The organism is Nocardioides sp., from assembly GCF_031422975.1.
Taxonomy (GTDB): domain Bacteria; phylum Actinomycetota; class Actinomycetes; order Propionibacteriales; family Nocardioidaceae; genus Nocardioides.
Map to the genome: position 1 here is coordinate 1 of NZ_JANPEO010000419.1, position 3,834 is coordinate 3,834.

Annotated in this window: 4 protein-coding genes; 2 read left to right on the top strand and 2 right to left on the bottom strand. The window is 73.0% G+C overall.

Translation table 11 applies throughout. From position 1 onward, the window contains the following. On the top strand, window positions 1-661 hold a 661-nt coding region (locus RMO85_RS12590; RefSeq protein WP_310529069.1), incomplete at its 5' end, for an ATP-binding cassette domain-containing protein. Here the strand turns inward: RMO85_RS12590 and RMO85_RS12595 are convergent. After that, window positions 601-1,368 (bottom strand): 2-phosphosulfolactate phosphatase, encoded by a 768-nt coding sequence (locus RMO85_RS12595; RefSeq protein WP_310529070.1) that lies wholly within the window; start codon window positions 1,366-1,368, stop codon window positions 601-603. The genes RMO85_RS12590 and RMO85_RS12595 overlap by 61 nt on opposite strands. Before the next feature lie 101 nt (window positions 1,369-1,469). Here RMO85_RS12595 and RMO85_RS12600 point away from each other — a divergent pair, with 101 nt between their 5' ends. Beyond that, window positions 1,470-2,522 (top strand): patatin-like phospholipase family protein, encoded by a 1,053-nt coding sequence (locus tag RMO85_RS12600; protein ID WP_310529071.1) that lies wholly within the window; start codon window positions 1,470-1,472, stop codon window positions 2,520-2,522. A gap of 30 nt (window positions 2,523-2,552) precedes the next feature. Here RMO85_RS12600 and RMO85_RS12605 read toward each other — a convergent pair whose 3' ends face one another. Continuing rightward, window positions 2,553-3,503: a hypothetical protein gene (locus tag RMO85_RS12605; RefSeq protein WP_310529072.1), complete on the bottom strand. Its 951-nt coding sequence runs from the start codon at window positions 3,501-3,503 to the stop codon at window positions 2,553-2,555. Window positions 3,504-3,834 lie beyond the last annotated feature (331 nt).

Genomic DNA, 3,834 nt, shown 5'->3' on the forward strand with positions numbered 1-3,834 from the left:
GGAGGCGCGCGACGTGGGCGCTGCCGATCCCGTCTCGTTCACGCTGACTGCCGGCGAGAGAGTCGCGATCGTGGGGCCGTCGGGCTCGGGCAAGTCCACGATCGCGGCGCAGCTGATCCGCTTCCTCGACCCCGCCGGCGAGGTGTCGTTCGACGGCGTCTCCGCGCGTGACCTCGCGCTCGACGACGTGCGCTGCCAGGTGGCGCTGGTCGACGACGACCCCTACCTGTTCGCCACGTCGGTCGCGGAGAACGTCCGCCTGGCGCGACCAGGCGCCAGCGACCCGGAGGTCGCGGACGCCCTACGGGTTGCGGGACTGGGCGCCTGGCTCGACGGAGTCGGGCTGCACACGCTGATCGGTGCCGGACACCGTGACGTCTCCGGCGGCGAGCGCGCGCGTCTCGGGCTGGCGCGGGCGGTCCTCGGCGCGCAGCCGATCGTCGTGCTCGACGAACCGGTCGCCCATCTCGACACGGCGACCGCGGAGGCCGTCACCCGCGACGTGCTGCACGCGCTGGCCGGGCGGAGCATCGTGTGGATCACGCACGAGGAGGTCGGGCTGACCGCGATGGACCGCATGGTCGACCTCGGCACTGCGGCTCAGGCTCGGACGAACGCCTCGCCGCTCAGCACCGGCACCGCCCGGCTGACGTCGAGCTGACCGGCGACCTCGACGTCGTCGCCATACCCGGCGGCGGCGAGCTCGACGCCGCCGGCACAGGCGGCCAGCTCGCTCGCGAGGTGGGTTCGTACGGCGCGGAACGCGTGCTCGGCCATGCGGGCCTCCGCGCTGAACCCGGCGACCCCGAGGTCGACGAGGCCGGCGATCACGGCGCCCGCGCCCCAGAGGTCCTCGACGGCGGGGCGCAGCGTGCCGTCGCGCCAGCGCTCGCCGGCGGGAATGACCGCGCACGATGCGCCGTCGCGCAGGAGCAGAGCGAGGTGCTCCGCGACGGCGCTCGCGTTGCGGAGGCTGGCCGCCACGACCCTCGCCCCGGTGCCGGCGAGGGCATAGGAGATCGTCGAGCCGTTCGGGGAGGGCAGCACGATGCGCTCGACCCCCGCCACGGTCGTCATCGCGGCCGGCGAGAGGCTGACACGGCGGGGCTCGTCGGCCGCGAGGCCGAGCGCCTCGAACCGACCGACGGCCAGGACTGCGTCGCGCGCGGCGGCGTACGCCCTGGCCCGATCGTCCTTCCAGCCGAAGGGCAGCACCGCGACTCCGCGCTCGACCGCGATGCCCACCGTGGTGGTGAAGGACAAGACGTCGATCACCACGGTGACGTCAGCCGCTACCGCTGCCGCGCCCGTCGGGCCCCACTCCATGCGGACGCGATGCGACGACTGGTCGTGGCCGGGCTTGTGCATCCGGCCATCCAACCAGCCGACGCGGTATCACCTCCTGCTTTGCGATCTCTTTACTTTCGACGACGGCTCCACGGGGGAGGCCGACCTGGCGGGGGTGGCACATGGCGACGAGCGATCTGGTCCTGGAAGGCGGTGGGGTCAAGGGCGCCGGTCTTGCCGGCGCCGTGCACGTGCTGTCCGAGCACTACGACTTCCACCGCGTCGCCGGCACGTCGGCGGGCGCCATCGTGGCGTCGCTGGTGGCCGCCGGGCTCGGTGACCGGCTCGAGACGCTGACCATCGACACCGACTTCGCCGACTTCCTCGACGAGGGCCCGGCCGGTCGGTTCCTGGGGACACTCGGCAACGGCATCGACCTCCTCGCCCGCGAGGGCATCCACCGCGGTCGGGCCCTGCACCGCTGGATCCACGACACGCTGGCCGGCGCCGGGGTGACGACCTGGGGCGACCTGCGGCTCCCGGGGGCCACGGCCAGCACTCCGATCGAGCACCGCTACCGCCTTGTCGTCATCGTCTCCGACGTCTCCCGCGGCCGGATGCTGCGGCTGCCGTGGGACTACGAGCGGCTGCTGGGGATGTGCGCCGACTCGATGCCCGTCGCCGACGCGGTGCGCGCCTCGGCGTCGATCCCGTTCTTCTTCCGGCCGTGGCGGCTCCCGGTCGACCCCGCCCTGACCGACGGTCGCACCGAGATCGTGCTGACCGACGGCGGGATGCTGTCCAACTTCCCGATCGACCTGTTCGACGACGAGCCGGACCACCCGACCTTCGGGATCAAGCTGTCCGCCAAGCTGCCCATGTGCGCCCAGCGCTGGCACGACGCCGATGACCCGCTGTCCTTGGCCCGGGCACTCGTCGCGACGATGACCAACGCCCACGACCAGGTCCACGTCGATCGGCCCTCGGTGGTCTCGCGCACCGTGTTCGTGGAGACGAACGGCGTGCGCTCCACCGACTTCCGCCTCTCGCCGGAGGCCAAGCGCGGACTGTTCGACAACGGCGTGGCCGCGGCCGGCAAGTTCCTCGCCGACTGGGACTTCTCGACCTGGCAGCGGGACTACGGGGCAGGCGCCGCCCCCGCCGGCGCGACCGCCCCCGCTCCCGCTCCCCGTCCCCGCCGCTACCGAACAGTCGGGCTGGCTGTCAGCGGGTGACCCCGCCGTACTGTGCAGTAACGCCGTCGGTCAGGCGCCGAGCGACTCGTGCCACATCGCCTCCTGCTCGCGCTCACTGAGCCAGACCTCGTTGTCGACATCCTGGGGAGCCAGCTGCCAGGCCCTCAGGTCCGGCTCGAGGAAGCGTGAGCGGGCTCGTACGGCGCCGAGCCTGGCCGCCAGCGCGACCGCGTCGCGCGCCTGCCTGCCGGTCACCCGGGCCACCTCCAGGCCCACCTGGCGCAGCGCCTCCTCCTTGGTTATGTCCCAGGACTGCTGGTCGACGTCGCGGTGGTCGGCACCATCCACCTCGATGACCGTGCCGGACTCCGGGTCGAGCAGGTCCACCTCGCCGATGCGGCGGCCGTCAGTGGTGAGCACGACCCGGTTGACCTCCAGCCGGGCATGGCCGGCGTCCTCCTCCGCCACCGTTCGCACCCTCACCTCGAGCGGGGACCGCGCACCGCCGCGGGCGCGGGCCAGCGCCCACGCCACCACGGCGAACCTGCGCGACGAGCGATGCGTCTCACCATAGGCAGCCATCCGTGCCAGTGAGGTGAGCCGGCCTGCCAGGGCCGACTCCAGCACGACGAGCGCCTCTCGGTGGCCGTGCTGGCGCATCTCATCGAAGACGGCGCGCTCCGGGCGCGTCACCCGGACGCCGTACCGCCTGCACACCTCCCATTCGGGGAGCCGCTCGAAGGACACCGTCAGGGCGGGATCTCGGCGCACGCCACCGCGGGTGCCGACGGCCACCCGGATCGGCAACGGCGTGACGCCGTCGCGAGCGAGCCCGTCGAGCCAGGCCGCCCCGAGGAGCAGGCAGGCCGCCCACCCGGTGACGACGCCGTACGACGGCAGCCTGGCCGCCACCTCCGCGATCCGCTGCTGCGCTTGGCCCCGATCGGTGCCCGCCGGGATATAGAGGCCGGCCGAGGTGCGGTCCCACTGGCCACCTCGTGCCCGCGAAGGGGTCAGCATCACTGGCGTGGGGCTCGCAGGCGTGATGATGCTCCCGACCCGGCTCGGATGCACTACCGAGACGGCCCGGGCGATCGGATCCCAGCGGTGCCGCGCCACCCGGCCAGCGTGCCGCGGTCGCCGCAACCGTGCGTCGGCTCATCCACAGGCGCCCGCGCCACCCGAGTTACCGAACAGTCGGGCTGGCTCCCCGCGGAAATTCCAGCCGTACTGTTCGGTAGCGCGAGAGGATCGCGGACGAAACACGTGTGCACCCTCGGTCGACCCGAGGATGCACCCCGCTTCACCAGATGCGTACGCGCTGCGCAGGCTCGAGCCACAGCGCGTCGTC